This is a genomic window from Streptomyces sp. NPDC049879 (assembly GCF_044461265.1).
Taxonomy (GTDB): Bacteria; Actinomycetota; Actinomycetes; order Streptomycetales; family Streptomycetaceae; genus Streptomyces.
In genome coordinates, this window is record NZ_JBITKT010000013.1 from 34,391 (window position 1) to 51,230 (window position 16,840).

Consider the following 16,840-nt stretch of genomic DNA (forward strand, 5'->3'; position numbering starts at 1 on the left):
GCGTGGGGAGCCGCGCGGCGAGCGCGGCGGGGTGACGGCCAGGGTGCTCGCCGGAGCCGGTGCCGACCGGGAAGCGGGCGGGTCGGTCCACGGCTGCGGCCGGTCGGCCCGCCGGAGACGGAAGCCGTTCGAAGGTGTCGGCCGGCGCCCCGGCGCGGGCGGGTCTCGCCGCAGCCGGTGGCGGGGTAGCCGTCGATGGCGCGGACGAGGCCGTTGGTGTGGCAACGCACGGTGTGGCCGGTCAGCGTGAACATCCCGGCGCCGGTGGGCACCGCGGCCGGTGCCACCGGCCGCGGTGCCGACGCGGGACTGGGTGACAGCGAGGGCGGAACTTGCCGATGGTCCCGCCCCCCCGGCGGCGAGCCCGACCCGCGCCGCGGGCTCGCGGTGCCGCGCACGGCGCTGGATCGCGCGCTACGGCGACGTTCCCCAGGGCCGACGCGCATGGCGGCACCGCAGTCCCCCGGCCAGGGCCTGGCTCCCCGTGAGCGGCATCGCTCGCCGCCCACGTACCGGCTCGACCGGGCAGGCGCCGACCGGCGGCCGGTGCCACCAGCTGCGGTGCCGACGCGGGACCGGGTGACAGCGAGGGCGGAAACCTGCCGGTGGTCCCGCCCCCCCGGCGGCGAGCCCGACCCGCGCCGCGGGCTCGCGGTGCCGCGCACGGCGCTGGATCGCGCGCTACGGCGACGTTCCCCAGGGCCGACGCGCATGGCGGCACCGCAGTCCCCCGGCCAGGGCCTGGCTCCCCGTGAGCGGCATCGCTCGCCGCCCGCGTACCGGCTCGACCGGCGGCCGGTCCTCCCGTGGGGTGTGGTCAGGACGCCGCGGCCTGGTCGAGCAGGCCGAGGCGGTGGGCCACCGCGGCGGCCTCGCCCCGGCCCGAGACCTCCAGCTTCGCCAGGATGTTGGAGACGTGGACGCTCGCCGTCTTCGGCGAGATGAACAGCTCCTCGGCTATCTGCCGGTTGGTGCGGCCGACCGCGACCAGGGCCAGGACGTCCCGCTCGCGCGGCGTCAGGCCGGGCACCGTCCCGGCGGACGGCGCGGCGGGGCCCGCCGTCGCCAGGGACAGCCTGGCGCGCTGGGCCAGCCGCGCGAGCCGCTCCTTCAGCTCGCCCGCGCCCAGGTCCACGGCGCCGGCCCAGGCCGCCGCCAGCCGCTCCGCCGCCGCGTCGCGGTCGCCCTCGGCGAGCAGCGCCTCGCCGTGCCGGGCGGCGATCCTGGCCGTCTCGAACGGGCGCGAGAGATCCGCGAACGCCTCCCCCACGGCGGCCCAGTCGGCCACGGTCGCCGTGCCCTCGGCCCTGCGCAGCTCGGCCTCGACCAGCGCGGCGTGCGCCGTCCACACGGGGTAGTCGCGCCGGAGGCCCGCCGCGTACTCCCGGACGGCGGCGATCGCCTCGGCCCGCCCGGGATCGGCCGCCGGATTGCCCACGCTGTCGGACTCCGCCTCGGCCGCCCGTACCAGCAGCGGCCACGTGTACCGGCCGTTGCCCGCGCGCGCCCGCTCCGCGTGGGCCGAGGCGAGGATCTCCCGCGCCTCCAGGACCCGGCCGTCGGCGGCCGCGAGCGCCAGGCGGTATTCGAGGAGCGGATGGCCGTACTGCGGCGCCCAGCCGTACGGGCTGTGCTGCTGGAGGAGCTCGGCGACCTCGGTCCTTGCGGTGGCGAGGTCGCCGCGCGCCAGGGCGAGCCGTGCCAGGCGCTGCGCCGCGAGGGCGCGCCCGACGGGCGTCTGCGCGTGGCGGCGTGCCTCCTCGGCCGCCGCGTGCGCCTCGGCCCAGCGGCCGAGCGAGAACAGCGCGTCGGCCTGGTTGCCCTGGAGCCACGCGACGCTCTCCCGCAGGCCGTAGGCGTCGGCGATGCGCAGTCCCGCCTCGCCGACCCTCAGCGACTCGGCGGAGCGGCCGAGCGATTCGAGGAGCGACTGGAGGTTGACGTGGCAGCGCGCCACGAGCGCGTGCATCCCGTCCTTCGTGACGGTCTCCGTGACGGCCCGCAGGTGGACGAGCCCTTCGTCGCCCCGCCCGATCTCGACGAGGAGCCCGCCGAGGCTCATCCGCGCGTTCAGCTCGGTCTCGCGGTCGCCGACCTGGCGGGCCACCTCCATGGCGGACTCGGCCACCGCCAGGTTCTCCGGCCGGGGGTCGAAGATCGAGTTCCACAGCGCGGACTCGGCGATGACCTTGGCGTGGATACGCGACGGCGGCAGGCCGCCCAGCAGGTCGCGGGCGGCGGCCAGCTCGTCGGCGCCGGTGCCGCGGCCGAAGTTCCGCACGTGCTTGGACTGCTCGGCCCGGAACCAGGCCTCCCGCAGCGGGTGCCCCATCTCCTCCAGCGCGCGCAGGGCCCGCCGCACGATGGACACGCCGCGCTCGGGCTCGCCCGCGTAGCGCGCGGCGAGCGTCATCTCGGCGAGCAGGTCGAGGAACAGCAGGTCGTCGTCGTCGCACTTGCACAGCGGGTAGGACTCGGCGTCCTCGGCGAGCGGCAGCCGCCTGCGGACCTCGGCCGGCGCGCTGTCCCACAGCTCCAGGGCGCGCTCCAGCAGCTGGAGCTGCTCGGCGTACGCCCAGCGGCGCCTGGCGTCCTCGGCGGCGGCCATGACGGCGGGGAGGGCGCGCTCGGGGTCGTTCGCCCGGTACCAGTAGCCGGCGAGGCGGGCGGCCAGCTCGTCCGCGCAGACGAGGGTGGGGTCGGCCTCCAGCGCCTCGGCGTACCGCCGGTTCACGCGGGTGCGCTCGCCCGGCAGCAGGTCCTCCTCGACCGCCTCGCGCAGCAGGGCGTGCCGGAAGCTGTAGGTCTCGTTGTCGCGGGCCCGCAGGAGGTTGGCGTTGACCGCCGTGCGGACGGCGTCAATCAGTTCGTCGTCCGCCAGGCCGGTGACGGCGCGCAGCAGGCGGTGCTCGACGTGCGAGCCGCCGGGGGCCGCGGTGGCGATGACGCGCTGGACGGCGTCGGGCAGTGCCTCGACGCGCATCAGCAGCAGGTCGCGGACGGAGTCGCTGAGGGAGCCGGGGCCGGACAGGCAGCACAGCTCCTCGACGAAGAACGCGTTGCCCTCGGAGCGGCGGTACACCTCGTCCAGCTCGGCGAGGGAGGGCTCGGCGCCATGGATGCCGGCGAGCTGGCCGCGTACCTCGTCGCGCGTGAAGCGGGCCAGGTCGAGGCGGCGGACGGACCTGAGCCTGTCCAGCTCGCCCAGGAAGGGGCGCAGCGGGTGGCGGCGGTGGATGTCGTCGGACCGGTAGGTGGTGACCAGCAGGAGACGGCCGTGCTGGAGGGACCGGAAGAGGTAGCCGAGCAGCTCGCGGGTGGACCGGTCGGACCAGTGGAGGTCCTCGATGACCAGCACGAGGGTGGTGGTCTCGGAGAGGTTCTCCAGCAGCCGCGCGGTCAGCTCGAACAGCCGGGTGCGGCCCTCCTGCTCGCGGGTGGGCGGGGTCGCCTCCTGCGTCCCCAGCTCGGGCAGGAGCCTCGCCAGCTCGCCGCCGAATCCCGCGGCGGCCCGCGTCAGCTCGTCGCCGAGCCGGTGGTGCAGCGCCCGCAGGACGGCGGCGAAGGGGGCGAACGGGAGGCCGTCCGCGCCCGCCTCGACGCAGGCGCCGATGGCGGTGACGGCGCCGGAGGCCCGCGCGCCCGCCAGGAACTCCTCGGCCAGCCGCGTCTTGCCGACGCCCGCCTCGCCGCTGATCAGGACGGCCTGGGGCCGCCCCGCCGCCGCCTCGGCGAGGGCGGCGGAGAGCGCTTCCCGTTCGGTGCGGCGTCCGACGAACACCGGGCTGACTGTCCTGCTGAGCATGTCGCGAAGCATCGCATATCCCACTGACATTCGAGAGGGGGCGAGTGCCGTCAGGCGTTCGCCGACCGCCACGGGGTCCAGCGGTGGCCCGTCGCGCCGGGTACGCGGGCGGCGGTGGTGGACGCGGCCTCCGCCTTGCGGCGGGCGGCGCGGGCCCGCAGGACGCCGCGCACCAGGCGCTCGCGGTCGGCCTCGCGGCGCAATTCGGTGAGGCGCAGTTCGATCAGGCTGAGTTCGGTGGACATGGTTCCCGCTCCCTCGCGTGGCCCTGGGGCCCTCGGTTCTCCGGGTTCCTCCCGGTGATCTCAAGACTCCTCGCCAAGGCGGGGCGGGCGCGTGGGGAGGACGGCGCATTTCCGGTGCTCAGGGGGGCCTCAGACGCGCCTCACCCGGTGTCTGAGGACCCTCTGAGGTGCCTTAGTGCGGCGCGGGGACCTCAGGCCCCGGCCGAGAGCGGGCGCGCGGCGGTCAGTGGGCGGCCCACCACTCCGTGACGAGGCGGGCGTACTCCTCCGGCCGTTCCTCCCAGCAGAAGTGTCCGGCGCCTGTGATGAAGTCGACGCGGCTGCCGCGGACGCGTTCGCCGATGAAGCGGGAGTTCTCGGCGGGGACCGCCGCGTCCGCCTCCCCCGCGACGACCCGCACCGGGGCCGTGACGCGGGGCAGCAGCTCGGCGAGGCGCGGCAGCTGGCGGGGGTACTCCTGCACGTACCTGATCGACTCGGCGAACCTGCCGTCCGCGTACGACCGCTCGTAGTCCTCCCTGATCGCGGCCGGGGGCGTGTACCCCGTGATGGTGCCCAGGGCGGGGCCCACGATCCGGGCCGGGTCGATGTCGCGGTAGCGCTCGGGGTCGCTCTCCTCGACCCAGCTCCTGAGGACGCCCGTCACGTTCACCGGCGCCGCCACACCGCCCGCGCCCACGACGATGCTGCGGAACGCGTCCGGCTGCCTGGCGGCGGCGAACAGGACGGCCGACGTGCCCACGTCGGGCGCCACGACGTGCGGCGTCTCCAGGCCGAGCGCCGCCACGGCCCGGAGGACGAACGCGCCCATCGCCTCCGGGGACTGGTACCTGTCGGACAGGTCGGAGCCGCCGTAGCCGGGGAGGTCGAGCGCGACGAGGCGCGCGTGCCGCGCCAGCCGGTCCCACACGCGGTCGTACGCGTAGATGCTCTCCGGCCACGGGCTGAGCAGCAGGGCGTCCGCGCCGGGGCCCGCGCTGTCCGCGTACCGCACGCGCACCCCGTCCACCGTGGTGTGCGCGGGGGCGATGTCCCGCATGGCCTGGCCCCTTCCGACGCCGCCGTCCCGTCCCTTCGTCTCATCGGCGGCGGTGTCCCGCAAACGAGGACGCCCGTCCGGGTGACCGGCGGGCCGGTCAGTCGGCGCGCACGGGGACGAGCCCCAGGCGGTGCACGAGCGCCGCCGCCTCGACGCGGCCGGTCACCTCCAGCTTGGCCAGGATGTTCGAGACGTGGACGCTCGCGGTCTTCGGCGAGATGAACAGCTCCTCGGCTATCTGCCGGTTGCTACGGCCCGCCGCGACCAGGGCGAGGACCTCGCGTTCCCTGGAGGTGAGGCCGAACGGGTCGGCGGGCGGGGGTGCCGGGGCGTCCCCTCCTGCGGGCGGCTCGTCGAGCGTCAGCCTGGCCGAGGTGGCGAGCCGTTCGGCCCGGGTGCGCAGGGGCACCGCGCCCAGCTCGCCCGCGCCCCGGACGGTCTCGCGCAGCAGGTCGGCGGCGGACGCGCGGTCCGCCGCGCCGCCCGCCGTCAGCAGGGACTCGGCCAGGCCGCAGCATGCCTGGGCCTGGAGGAAGGGGATGCCGAGGACGGTCATGGCGTCGGCCGCCGCCGTCCAGTCGGCCGGGGTGTCGCGCCCCTCGGCGCGCAGCAGCCAGGCGTCCACCAGCACGCCGATGGCCGCCCAGGCGGGCATGAGTCCTGGCAGCCGTTCCCTGACCTCCCGCAGGAGCCGCAGGGCGTCGGCGCGGCCGGGGGCCGCGGCGGGCAGGCCCTTGGCGTCCGCCTCCGCCCCGGCGGCGGCCAGCAGGACCTGCCAGGCGAACGAGGAGGTGTACGGCGGTGCCTCGGCGACGAACGCGTCGGCGGCCATCCATCTGACGTCGGGGAACCGGCCCTCGGCGGCGGCGAGGCCCACGGCGAGCCGGGCGCGGTGGAGGACCCAGGAGCCGTCCCCGTGCGTCAGGGGGTACTCGGCCTCCGCCTCTTCGAGACAGGCGCGCGCTTGCGCCAGGTCGCCCCGCAGGACCGCCAGGTGTCCGGTGAGGAGGACGGCCCCGCCGCGCGGACGCGGGACGCCGCACGCCCGCCCCTCGGCGAGCGCGGCGTCCGCGTCCGCCCAGCGGCCGAGGGCGATGAGCGACTCGGCGCGGTTGGTCTGGAGCCAGCCCCTGGTGTGGAGGAGGCCGTGCCGGTCGGCCAGGACGAGACCGCGGTCGCCCGCGGCGAGCGCCTCGTCGAGGCGGCCGACCTCGCCGAGCGTCGCCGCGTGGTTGACCAGGCAGCGGCCCAGCAGCTCGATCCTGCCGTCCGCGATGATCCGGTCCGTCAGCCGGGCCAGCTCGGCCAGACCTCCGGCGACGTCGCCGGAGTCGGCGAGCAGGCTGTTGAGGGAGAAGCGCATGTACAGCTCGGTGTCCTCGGCGCCGACCTCGCGGGCCAGTCCGATCGCCTGCTGTGCCATCTCGTACGCCGCCGGCCCCGGGCGCTGTTCCATGAGCCTGCGGCTGGCGATCTGGGCGAGGGTCTGCGCGTGGACGGCGGACGGCGGCAGGTCCTTGAGCAGCTGTTCGGCGTGCAGCAGTTCGCCCCATCCGTCGTCGCGGTCGGTGCCGTGGGCGCCGTAGCGCGACCGGTGCAGCAGGAACCACGCGGCGCGCAGCGGGTCCGCGTTCTCGTCCAGGTCGCGCAGCGCCCGGCGGCTGATGGCGAGGACGCGGTCGCGCTGTTCGGCGAGGGAGGCCGCCGTGACGGCCTCGGCGAGCAGGTCGGTGTGGTCGAGCGGCCGGTCGGGCGGGTCGGCGGCGGGGTAGGCCCACATCGGTTCGGCGGGCCGCAGGCGTGCCCTGGTCTCCCCGGGGACGGCGGGCCACAGTTCAAGGGCGCGTTCCAGCAGGCGCAGCCGTTCGGCCTGGGCGGTACGATGCCCGGCCTCGGTCGCGGCGGCGAGGACGGCGGGCAGGGCCTCGGCGCGGTCGCCCGAGTGGTACCAGTGGCTGGCGAGCCGCGCGGCGCGTTCGTCGGGGCCGACGAGGGCGGGGTCGTCGGCGAGCGCCTCGGCGAACCGGCGGTTGAGTCCCGCGCGTTCGCCCGGCAGCAGGTCGTCCAGGACGGCCTCGCGCATCAGGGCGTGGTGGTAGCGGTAGCCGTCACGCTCGGGCACGGGCACCAGCAGCCGGGCGCCCACCGCCGCGCGCAGCGCCGCCAGCAGGTCGGCCTCGGGCAGCTCCGCCACGCGGGCGAGCAGCGCGTGCTCCACCGAGGCGCCGCCGACGGCGACGGCACGCAGCACGTCCTGCTCCGCCTCCGGCCTGGCCTCCAGGCGGACGAGCAGCAGGTCGCGCAGGGGTTCGCTGATGCCGCCGGATCCGGCGGACGCCAGCGCCTCGACGAAGTACGCGTTGCCCTCCGAGCGGTCGAAGACCTCGTCCAGCAGGGTGGCGGGCGGTGCGGTGCCCGTGATGCCGGTCAGCTGGGCGGCGACCTCTTCGCGGGTGAAGCGGCTCAGCTCGACGCGCCGTACGGTGCGCAGCCGGTCGAGCCCGGCCAGGAACGGGCGCAGCGGGTGGCGGCGGTGGATGTCGTCCGACCGGTAGGTGGCGACGAGCAGCAGGCGCGCGGCGGGCGCGGCGCGTATGAGGTAGTCGAGCAGTTCGCGGGTGGAGCGGTCGGCCCAGTGCAGGTCCTCGATGACGACGACGAGCGGGCGGTGGGCGGCGGCCCGTTCGAGGAAGCGGGCGACCGACTCCGCCATGCGGCCGCGCTCCTGCCCGTCCGAGGCGGCGGCGGGTGCCTCGCCCAGCTCCGGCAGGAGCCTGGCCAGCTCCCTGGCCCGGCCGCCCACGGCGTCCGTCCGGTCGGGGCCGAGGCGGTGGTGCAGGGCGCGCAGGACGGCCGCGACGGGCGCGAACGGCAGCCCGTCCGCCCCCAGTTCGACGCAGGCGCCGACGGCGGTGACCACCTCGTCCTCCGGCAGCGCGGCGAGGAATTCCTCCAGCAGCCGCGACTTGCCGACCCCGGCCTCGCCGCCGACGACGCAGACCTGCGTCTCGCCGCGCGCGGCCCGTTCGAGACAGTCCGCCAACTCGGCCAGCTCGGCGGAGCGGCCGACGAACACGGGACTGACGGGCAGGTTCTCCACGAGGCCGAGCATGACACGGGGCACTGACATCAGCGTCTTCCCCCTGCCGACGGCAGAGGGCGGCACGCCGGGCCGTGCCCGAGGCGGACGGGGGTCACGCCGCCTCGGCCCAGCGGCGCCCGGGACGCCCGGCGGCGGAGGAGGGACCGGTGGTACCGGTGGTGTCGGTGGTGGTCGGGGTGTCGGTGTCCGCGCGGCGGGACTTCCTGGCGGCTCGGTGCTCCCGCGCCGCCCGCTCCAGCTCGGCGGCGCGCTGTCGGTGCAGATCCAAGGTGAACATGTCACCGAGCTTCGCGCCGCAGGCCCCTCCCCCACATCGGGCAACAGCCCTGTTCACACACCCCCCGGGACCTCAGAAAGCCCCGGCCCACCCCGCTCGCGGGATGGGCCGGGGCCTTAGATCCGGCCGCGCGCCGCCGCACCGGGCGGGCGCGCCGTAAGGCACCTCAGGCGCTCACGCCGAGCCGCTCCAGGATCAGCTCGCGCGCCCGCCCCGCGTCCGCCTGGCCGCGCGTGGCCTTCATGACCGCGCCGACCAGCGCGCCCGCCGCCGCGACCTTGCCGCCGCGCACCTTGTCGGCGATGCCCGGGTTGGCCGCGATGGCCTCGTCCACGGCCGTGCCGAGCGCCCCCTCGTCGGAGACGACCCGCAGGCCGCGCTTCTCCACCACGTCGTCGGGGCCGCCCTCACCGGCGAGCACCCCGTCGATGACCTGGCGGGCCAGCTTGTCGTTGAGCGCGCCCTCGGCGACCAGCGCGGCCACCCGCGCGACCTGCGCCGGGGTGATGGGCAGGGCCGACAGGTCGGTGCCCTGCTCGTTCGCCCGGCGCGCCAGCTCGCCGAGCCACCACTTGCGGGCGGCGGCCGCGTCCGCGCCCGCCTCGGTGGTGGCGACGATCAGGTCGACGGCGCCCGCGTTCAGGGCGGACTGCATCTCGTGCGCCGAGATGCCCCACTCGTCGCGCAGCCGCTTGCGGCGGGCGAGCGGCAGCTCCGGCAGCCCGGCGCGCAGCTCCTCCACCCACGCGCGGGCGGGGGCGAGGGGGACGAGGTCGGGCTCGGGGAAGTAGCGGTAGTCCTCCGCCTCCTCCTTCACGCGGCCCGAGGTGGTGCTGCCGTCCTCCTCGTGGAAGTGCCGGGTCTCCTGGACGATGACGCCGCCGTCGTCGAGGACGGCCGCGTGCCGCTGGATCTCGAAGCGGACGGCGCGCTCGACGCTGCGCAGCGAGTTGACGTTCTTGGTCTCGCTGCGCGTGCCGAACTTCTCCCGGCCGTGCGGACGCAGCGACAGGTTCACGTCGCAGCGCAGCTGGCCCATCTCCATGCGCGCCTCGGAGACGCCGAGCGACCTGATGACCTCGCGCAGCTCGGCCACGTAGGCGCGGGCGATCTCCGGGGCGCGTGCGCCCGCGCCGGTGATCGGCTTGGTGACGATCTCGATCAGCGGGATACCGGCGCGGTTGTAGTCCAGCAGCGAGTGCGACGCGCCGTGGATGCGGCCCGTCGCACCGCCGATGTGCGTGGACTTGCCGGTGTCCTCCTCCATGTGGGCGCGCTCGATGCCGACCCGGAAGACCTCGCCGTCCTCCAGCTGGACGTCCAGGTAGCCGTCGAACGCGATGGGCTCGTCGTACTGGGACGTCTGGAAGTTCTTCGGCATGTCCGGATAGAAGTAGTTCTTCCGGGCGAAGCGGCACCACTCGGCGATCCCGCAGTTCAGGGCGAGACCGATGCGGACGGCCGACTCGACGCCCGTGGCGTTGACCACGGGCAGCGCGCCGGGCAGGCCGAGGCAGACCGGGCAGGTCTGCGAGTTGGGCTCCGCGCCCAGGGTGGTGGCGCAGCCGCAGAACATCTTGGTGGCGGTGCCAAGCTCGACATGGACCTCCAGGCCCATGACGGGGTCGTAGGACGCGAGCGCGTCCTCGTACGACACCAGGTCGGTGACGGTCACGGTTCCCTCTCGGTGCTCAGTCGTCGTTGGTCATGCGGCGGATCTCCCGGACGAGCAGGGCGACGCTGGTGATGATGGCGGCGCCGTGGACGACCGCGTCCGCGATCCGCAGCTTGTCCTTGTCGACCCGGGCCTCGCGCAGCTGCCGCGTGACGCTGACGGAGCCGAACAGGGTCGTGCCGATGGACAGGTACATGCTGGCCTTCGACTTCTGCTTCTTCTTGTTCATAGCGCGGGTGCCTCCTCAAGGATCGGGTGACCCCAGCGTGCCTGGTACGCGGCCTCGACCGCGGCTCCGACGCGGTAGAGGCGGTCGTCGGCCATGGCGGGCGCGATGATCTGGAGCCCGACCGGCAGACCGTCCTCCGGTGCCAGACCGCAGGGCAGTGACATGGCACTGTTACCCGCGAGGTTCACGGGAATGGTGCACAGATCCGCCAGGTACATCGCCATCGGGTCGTCCACGCGCTCGCCGATGGGGAACGCGGTGGTGGGCGTGGTCGGCGAGACGATCACGTCGACCTGGCCGAAGGCCGCCTCGAAGTCGCGGGCGACGAGGGTGCGGACCTTCTGGGCGCTGCCGTAGTACGCGTCGTAGTAGCCGGAGGACAGCGCGTACGTGCCGAGCATGATGCGGCGCTTCACCTCGGGGCCGAAGCCGGCCTGGCGGGTGAGGGAGGTGACCTCCTCGGCCGACCTGGTGCCGTCGTCGCCGACGCGCAGCCCGTAGCGCATGGCGTCGAAGCGGGCCAGGTTGGAGGAGCACTCGGACGGCGCGATCAGGTAGTACGCGGCCAGCGCCCTGTCGAACGACGGGCAGGACAGCTCGACGACCTCCGCGCCGAGGCTCCGCAGCAGCTCCACCGACTCGTCGAAGCGCTGGAGCACCCCGGCCTGGAAGCCGTCGCCCCTGAACTCGCGGACGACGCCGACGCGCAGCCCGGCGACCGTGCCGTTGCGCGCCGCCTCGACGACAGGCGGGACGGGGGCGTCGACGGACGTGGAGTCGAGCGGGTCGTGCCCGGCGATGGCCTCGTGCAGCAGCGCCGCGTCCAGCACGGTGCGGGCGCAGGGGCCGCCCTGGTCGAGGGACGAGGAGAACGCCACCATGCCGTAGCGGGAGACGCCGCCGTAGGTGGGCTTGACGCCGACGGTGCCGGTGACGGCGGCGGGCTGCCGGATGGAGCCGCCGGTGTCGGTGCCGATGGCGAGCGGCGCCTGGAAGGACGCCAGGGACGCGGCGGAGCCGCCGCCGGAGCCGCCGGGGATGCGGGTGAGGTCCCACGGGTTGCCGGTGGGGCCGTACGCGCTGTTCTCGGTGGACGAGCCCATGGCGAACTCGTCCATGTTCGTCTTGCCCAGGATGACGATCCCGGCGTCCTTGAGGCGGCGCGTGACGGTCGCGTCGTACGGCGGCAGCCAGCCTTCGAGGATCCTGGAGCCGACGGTCGTGGGCACGCCCTCGGTGGTGAAGATGTCCTTCAGGGCCAGCGGCACCCCGGCCAGCGGGCCGAGCCGCTCCCCGGCCGCGCGGCGCTCGTCGACGGCGCGGGCCTGCGCGAGCGCGCCCTCGCGGTCCACGTGCAGGAACGCGTGGACCTTCTCGTCCACGGCCTCGATCCGCGCGAGGTGGGCCTCGGCCGTCTCGACGGCGCTGACGGAGCCGTCGGCGACGCGGGCCGCCAGCTCGGCGGCGGTGAGCCTGGTCAGGTCGGTCGGGTCGCTCACGGTCACTCCTCCCCCAGGATCTGCGGCACCTTGAAACGCTGCTGCTCCTGCGCGGGGGCGGCGGCGAGCGCCTGCCGCGCGGTCAGGCTCGGCCTGACGCGGTCCTCGCGCATGACGTTCGTGAGCGGCAGCGGGTGGGAGGTCGGCGGGACGTCCTCTGCGGCGACGTCGGCGACGCGGGCGACCGCGCCGATGATGTCGTCGAGTTGTCCGGCGAAGTGTTCCAGCTCTTCGTCGGTCAGCTCCAGACGCGCCAGCCGGGCGAGGTGGGCGACCTCCTCGCGCGTGATGCCGGGCATGTGGCGATCCTCTTGCTCGTCGCGGGCTTGGGTTTCCGCGCCCAATCCTATGGCGGGCGCGCGGCGGCCCGCGCACCGATTCCCCGCGGGGGCGCTCAGGCCTCGGCGGGCAGCGTACGGGTCGCCGACGCCTCGGCGGGCAGGGGCAGTCCGGCGGGCACCGCGCCGCCCGGCAGTTCCTCGGCGGGGCGGCTGTCGCGGGCGCGGAGCCAGGCCGTCGTCTCGGCGGCGGGCATGGCGGCGGCGACGAGCCAGCCCTGCACGGCGTCGCAGCCGAGGTCGCGCAGCCGCTCCCACGTCTCGTCGTCCTCGACGCCCTCGGCGACGACCACCAGGCCGAGGGAGTGGGCGAGTTCGACGGTGCAGCGGACGATCTCGGCGTCCTGCGCGTCCACGGCGAGGCGGGCGACGAACGAGCGGTCTATCTTCAGCTCGCTCACCGGCAGCCGGCGCAGGTGGACGAGGGACGAGTAGCCGGTGCCGAAGTCGTCCAGGGACATGCGGACGCCGTGGCCGGTCAGCCCGGCGAGGGTGTCGGCGGCGTGCTGGGGGTCCTCCAGCATGACGTGCTCGGTGATCTCCAGCTGGAGCGAACCGGCCGGGACGCCGTGCCGGGCGAGGCGGGCGGCGACCGCCCCGGCGAACCCGGGGGTGTAGACGTCGCGGGGCGACACGTTGACGGCGACGGGGACGGTGAGGCCGTGGGCGCGCCAGAGGGCGACCTGCCGCAGCGCGGTCTCCAGGACGTACTCGGTCAGGCGCGGCATGAGTCCCGACGTCTCGGCCATGGTGATGAACTCGTCGGGCGGCACCCGGCCGCGGTCGGGGTGCTCCCAGCGGATCAGGGCTTCGAGACCGGCGACCTCGCCGTCGAAGCGGACCTTCGGCTGGTAGTGCAGCTCGACGTGTCCGGCGTCGAGCGCGTGCCGCAGGTCGCCGAGGAGCGCGAGGCGGTCGGGGGTGTTGCTGTCGCGGGTGGAGTCGTAGACCTCGACGCCGCTGCGGTCCTGCTTGGCGTCGTACATCGCGACGTCGGCGCGGCGCAGCAGGTCCTCGGCGCCGGGCGCGTGGTCGGGGAAGACGGCGACGCCCGCGCTCGCCTCCACGACGATGGTGAGGCCGTCGAGGTCGAGGGGGGCGCCGAGGGAGCCGACGAGGGAGCGGGCGACGCGCTGGGCGCTGGTGGCGGAGGCGACGCGGGGCAGCAGGACGGCGAACTCGTCGCCGCCGAGCCTGGCGGGCTCGGCTCCGGCGGGCAGTCCGGTCCTGATGCGGTCGGCGATCTGGAGGAGGAGGCGGTCGCCGGCGAGGTGGCCCAGGGTGTCGTTGACGGCGCGGAAGCTGTCCAGGTCGATGAGGACGAGGGCGGCGCGTTCACCGCCGCGTCCGGCGTCGGCGAGGGCGGCGCGGGTGCGTTCCAGGAGCCACTGGCGGTTGGGGAGGCCGGTGAGGGGGTCGCTGAGCTGGTCCTCGGCGCGGGCGCGTGCCATCCAGAAGGTGGAGTCGAGCGAGATGAGCGGGACGGCGAACAGCGGCAGCAGCAGCGGGGCGTGGGCGGCGACCACGGCTATGAGGGGGGCTATGCACAGCAGGGCTATCGCGACGAGGCCCTGCTTCGTGAGCGCGCCCCAGGCGAGGGAGGGCAGGCCGCCGGGCGGGTCGCTGACGAGCCACAGGAGGAGCCGGGTGATGACGAGGTACGCGCAGGCGCCGAGGACGAGTTGCGGCATCGTGGCGGCCTGCCAGTCGCCGGGCTCCCAGGGGTGTTCGACGCTGGGCCGGGAGCCCCAGGCGGCGAGGGTCAGCGCGGCGCCGCCGACGCCGAGGATGTCGATGGCGCCGTGCCGGGTGGCCTGGAGGCGGCTCTCGCGGCGGGCGATGCCGGCGAGCGTCACCACGGCGAGGCTGACCAGCATGGCCGGGACCCAGCCGTAGAGCAGCAGCATGGCGAGGGCGAGCGCGGCGCCCGAGCCGGAACCGCCGCCCCACCAGCTGTCGCCGCCGAGGGCGACGAGGTGGGCGACGATCAGCCCGGTCAGGACGGCGAAGCCCCAGCCCGGCCGGTCGCCGGGGAAGAGGGCGTGGCCGCCGCCGAGGAGGCGGCAGACGCCGATGACCAGGGCGACTCCTGCGGCGGCGAGGACGGCCGTGCCCGTGTGGCGCGCCAGCCGCGCGTATCCACGGGGCAGTGGCCGTCCTCCCCCGGAAGCTTGGTGCATGCGGGTCCCTCTCACGGCCGTGTCCGCCGCGCCCGGGGCGGACGTGTCCGCCCCACATTAGGCGTCCCGGCGGGCCGGGTGTCAGCCAACCCGGCTGCTTGCCCAAAGCACCTCACGGTGTGACGTGCCTCTGGTATATGCCACAGCCCTGTGTCGCCCATGCCCCTCAACTCCTGTGTCACCTCAGGAGTCTGACTGCTCTTCCGCCTCTTCCGCCCCTTCCTGCACGTCCTCGTCTGCTTCGGCGCCCGCGGTGACGGCCGCGGCACGCGCCGCGTCCGGCCCGTCGGCGAGCAGGACCGCGAACCCGTCCTCGTCCAGGACAGGCACCTTGAGCTGCACGGCCTTGTCGTACTTGGACCCCGGGCTGTCCCCGACGATGACGAAGTCGGTCTTCTTCGAAACCGATCCGGTCACTTTCGCGCCCTGGGCCTGCAGTGCGTCCCGGGCGGCGTCGCGCGTCCAGCCCGCGAGGGTGCCGGTGACGACGGCGGTGACGCCCGCGAGGGCGCGCGGCGCCGTGTCCTTGCCGGTCTCCTCGGCGAGCCTGACCCCGGCGGCGCGCCACCGCTCCACGATGTCGCGGTGCCAGTCGACCGCGAACCAGTCCTTGAGCGAGGCGGCGATGGTCGGCCCGACGCCCTCGATGGCCGCCAGCTCCTCCTCGTCCGCCTCCGCGATGCGGTCGAGCGAGCCGAACTCGCGGGCCAGCGCGCGCGCCGCGACCGGGCCGACGTGCCGGATGGACAGGCCGGTGATCAGGGAGGCGAGCGGCCGGGTCTTGGCCTGCTCGATGCTCTCCAGCATGGCGAGGGTGTTCTTCTTCGGTTCGCCGCGCTGGTTGGCGAAGAAGGTGACGATCTTGGGCTCGCCGGTCTCCGGGTCGCGTTTGGGCAGACCGGTGTCCTGGTCCAGGACGTAGGACCTGATGGGCAGCAGCTCGTCCACCGTCAGCTCGAAGAGGCGGCCCTCGTCGAGCAGCGGCGGCTCGGACGGTTCGAGCGGCTGGGTGAGCGCGGTCGCCGCCACGTAGCCGAAGTGGTCGATGTCGAGGCACCGGCGGCTGGCCAGGTAGTAGACGCGCTCGCGCAGCTGGGCGGGGCACGACCTGGCGTTGGGGCAGCGCAGGTCGATGTCGCCCTCCTTCATGGGCTGGAGGGTGTGCCCGCACTCCGGGCACTTCTCCGGCATCACGAACTCGCGCTCGCTGCCGTCCCGCAGGTCGGCGACCGGCCCGAGGATCTCCGGGATGACGTCGCCCGCCTTGCGGAGCGCGACCGTGTCGCCGATCAGCACGCCCTTGGCCTTGACGACCTGCTGGTTGTGCAGCGTAGCGAACTCGACCTCGGACCCGGCCACCGTCACCGGCTCCACGACCGCGTACGGCGTGACGCGCCCCGTCCTGCCGACGCCGACACGGATGTCGAGCAGCCTGGTGTTGACCTCCTCCGGCGGGTACTTCCAGGCGATGGCCCAGCGCGGCGCCCGGGACGTGCTGCCCATGCGGCCCTGGAGGGGGATCTCGTCCACCTTGACCACGACGCCGTCGATCTCGTGCTCGACGGCGTGCCGGTGCTCGCCGTAGTAGGCGATGAACTCGCGCACCCCGTCGAGGTCCTCCACCACGCGGGCGGCGCGCGCGGTGGGCAGGCCCCACTCCTTCAGCAGCCCGTACGCGTCGGAGAGCCGGTCGATGGCGAAGCCCTCGCGCGCGCCGATGCCGTGCACGACCATCTGGAGGGCGCGGCCCGCCGTGACCTTGGGGTCCTTCTGCCGCAGCGAACCGGCGGCGGCGTTGCGCGGATTGGCGAACGGCTTCTCCCCCGCCTCGACGAGCCGGGCGTTCAGCTCCTCGAAGCGCTCCATGGCGAAGAACACCTCGCCCCGGATCTCCACCAGGTCGGGCACGCGGTCGCCGGTGAGCCGGTCGGGGACCTCGTCGATCGTCCGGACGTTGGGCGTGATGTCCTCGCCGGCGCGGCCGTCCCCGCGGGTGGCGGCGCGGGTGAGGCGGCCGTGCTCGTAGGTGAGGTTGACGGCGAGGCCGTCCACCTTCAGCTCGCACAGGAAGTGGTAGGGGATGCCGTCCAGTTCGGCGGCCACGCGGTCGGCCCAGGCGGACAGCTCCTCGTCGTCGAACGCGTTGTCCAGCGAGAGCATGCGCTCGCGGTGCTCGACGGCGGTGAACTCCGTCTCGTAGCTCCCGGCGACCGCCTGGGTGGGCGAGTCGGCCGTGCGCAGCTCCGGGTGCTCCTCCTCCAGGCCCTGCAACTCCCGCATCAGCGCGTCGAACTGCGCGTCGCTGATCACGGGCGTCCGCACGTAGTAGCGGAAGCGGTGCTCCTCGACCTGCTCGGCGAGGCGCGCGTGCCGTTCGCGCGCCTCCGGCGGCACGGAGGACTCCGCGCCGCCACCGCCGGACCGTTCGCCAGCCACCTTCTCGTCTCCCG

General features: G+C 74.9%; 11 protein-coding genes. All 11 read right to left on the minus strand.

The annotated features are described in order from the left end of the window. Positions 1-817 precede the first annotated feature (817 nt). Positions 818-3,805 (minus strand): AAA family ATPase, encoded by a 2,988-nt coding sequence (locus ACIBPC_RS30725; protein ID WP_362964578.1) that lies wholly within the window; start codon positions 3,803-3,805, stop codon positions 818-820. 50 nt (positions 3,806-3,855) lie between these two features. After that, positions 3,856-4,050, minus strand: a complete 195-nt coding sequence (locus tag ACIBPC_RS30730) for a hypothetical protein (RefSeq protein ID WP_362964576.1) — start codon at positions 4,048-4,050, stop codon at positions 3,856-3,858. A gap of 223 nt (positions 4,051-4,273) precedes the next feature. After that, on the minus strand, positions 4,274-5,089 hold the full coding sequence (locus ACIBPC_RS30735; protein ID WP_362964574.1) for an alpha/beta hydrolase: 816 nt from the start codon (positions 5,087-5,089) through the stop codon (positions 4,274-4,276). Positions 5,090-5,186: 97 nt separating this feature from the next. After that, the gene (locus ACIBPC_RS30740; protein ID WP_398849188.1) at positions 5,187-8,219 is read right to left on the minus strand and encodes an AAA family ATPase; all 3,033 of its coding nucleotides are present in this window, start codon (positions 8,217-8,219) and stop codon (positions 5,187-5,189) included. A 64-nt stretch (positions 8,220-8,283) separates the two neighbouring features. Further along, positions 8,284-8,469 (minus strand): hypothetical protein, encoded by a 186-nt coding sequence (locus tag ACIBPC_RS30745; protein WP_398849190.1) that lies wholly within the window; start codon positions 8,467-8,469, stop codon positions 8,284-8,286. A gap of 166 nt (positions 8,470-8,635) precedes the next feature. Then, positions 8,636-10,144 carry an Asp-tRNA(Asn)/Glu-tRNA(Gln) amidotransferase subunit GatB gene (gatB, locus tag ACIBPC_RS30750; RefSeq protein ID WP_362964568.1) on the minus strand — a complete coding sequence of 503 codons (1,509 nt, stop codon included), beginning with the start codon at positions 10,142-10,144 and terminating at the stop codon, positions 8,636-8,638. A 16-nt stretch (positions 10,145-10,160) separates the two neighbouring features. Further along, positions 10,161-10,373 carry a hypothetical protein gene (locus ACIBPC_RS30755; RefSeq protein WP_362964566.1) on the minus strand — a complete coding sequence of 71 codons (213 nt, stop codon included), beginning with the start codon at positions 10,371-10,373 and terminating at the stop codon, positions 10,161-10,163. Continuing rightward, positions 10,370-11,872 carry an Asp-tRNA(Asn)/Glu-tRNA(Gln) amidotransferase subunit GatA gene (gene gatA / locus ACIBPC_RS30760; RefSeq protein WP_398849193.1) on the minus strand — a complete coding sequence of 501 codons (1,503 nt, stop codon included), beginning with the start codon at positions 11,870-11,872 and terminating at the stop codon, positions 10,370-10,372. The genes ACIBPC_RS30755 and gatA overlap by 4 nt, the downstream gene beginning before the upstream one ends. A gap of 2 nt (positions 11,873-11,874) precedes the next feature. Continuing rightward, positions 11,875-12,171: an Asp-tRNA(Asn)/Glu-tRNA(Gln) amidotransferase subunit GatC gene (gene gatC / locus ACIBPC_RS30765; RefSeq protein ID WP_362964562.1), complete on the minus strand. Its 297-nt coding sequence runs from the start codon at positions 12,169-12,171 to the stop codon at positions 11,875-11,877. Positions 12,172-12,266: 95 nt separating this feature from the next. Beyond that, entirely contained in the window at positions 12,267-14,390 is a 2,124-nt protein-coding gene (locus ACIBPC_RS30770; protein WP_398849194.1) for a putative bifunctional diguanylate cyclase/phosphodiesterase, read from the minus strand. 183 nt (positions 14,391-14,573) lie between these two features. Next, positions 14,574-16,826 (minus strand): NAD-dependent DNA ligase LigA, encoded by a 2,253-nt coding sequence (gene ligA, locus ACIBPC_RS30775; RefSeq protein WP_398849196.1) that lies wholly within the window; start codon positions 16,824-16,826, stop codon positions 14,574-14,576. Positions 16,827-16,840 lie beyond the last annotated feature (14 nt).